General features: G+C 63.4%; 1 protein-coding gene. It reads left to right on the top strand.

Features of this window, described 5'->3' with window-relative positions:
- Nucleotides 1–114 precede the first annotated feature (114 nt).
- A protein-coding gene (locus tag MLGJGCBP_RS22000; RefSeq protein ID WP_268960767.1) for an IS5 family transposase occupies nt 115–1,033 on the top strand; the annotation gives its coding sequence in 2 pieces (ribosomal slippage) (nt 115–474 and nt 476–1,033; 918 coding nt in all).
- The last annotated feature ends 71 nt before the right edge of the window (nt 1,034–1,104 follow it).

The raw sequence follows: 1,104 nt of genomic DNA, 5'->3' as shown, positions 1-1,104 counted from the left end.
ACGCCGACAACACCAGGCCCGCACCTCCCACTACCGACGCCGCGGCCACCTCCCATAAGTGCCGTTGCAGTACTAGGGCGTGTCTCCCAATGATTTGGGGTGTTGTGCGGCAGCATGTTTGCTGTGGCAGAGGTGACGGATCGATATCAGGTGTTGACCGAGAAGCAGTGGGCGTTGCTTGCGATGCTTTTACCCAGTTCGGATGGGCTGCGGGGGCGGAAGTTCCAGAATAACCGGCTCGTGGTGGAGGGGATGCTCTACCGGCTGCGTACCGGGCTCCCGTGGCGGGATCTACCTGCGCATTTCGGCCCCTGGAAGACGGTGTGGAAGCGGCATCGACGCTACGCCGGGGATGGAACATGGGATCGGGTACTCATGGCCCTGGCCGCGATGGCCGATGCCGGTGGCGACCTGGATTGGGCGGTGTCGGTGGATTCCACCGTGGTGCGGGTGCACCAGCACGGCGCCAACGCCGCGCGTGACACAGGGGGATCTGCCGAATTACACAAATCTGCTTGACGAACCGGTCGATCACGGCATCGGCCGGTCCCGCGGCGGGTTGACCAGCAAAGTTCACCTGGCGTGCGACGGCGACGGACGTCCGTTGTCGGTGCTGGTGGGTCCTGGCCAGACCGGCGACAGCCCGATGTTCGGCCCACTCCTCGACGGCATCTGCGTGCCGCGCATCGGTGGCGGCGCACCCCGCACGCGCCCGGACGAGGTCCGGGCCGACAAGGCGTACACATCCAAGGCCAATCGAGAACTGCTACGCAGCAAGGGCATCAAGGCGGTCATTCCCGAGAAGTCCGATCAGGTGGCCAACCGCAAGAACAAGGGCAGCGCGGGCGGGCGGCCACCGAACTTCGATGCCGAGTCGTACAAGGGCCGCAACGTGGTGGAAAGGGCCTTCAACAAGGTAAAACAGTGGCGAGCGGTGGCAACCCGGTATGACAAGCTTGCCCTGACTTACCGGGCCGGATTCCTCCTCGCCGGCATCGTCGAATGGCTCAAACTATTGGGAGACATGTCCTAGTACTGCAACGGCACATGCTTGACAGATGGACGATACTGATTGCGTGGTCCTCGATCTGGTTGCTGCCGAGT

Source organism: Rhodococcus sp. T7, assembly GCF_009872365.1.
Taxonomy (GTDB): domain Bacteria; phylum Actinomycetota; class Actinomycetes; order Mycobacteriales; family Mycobacteriaceae; genus Rhodococcus_F.
This window is presented reverse-complemented; position numbering and strand designations above follow the sequence as displayed.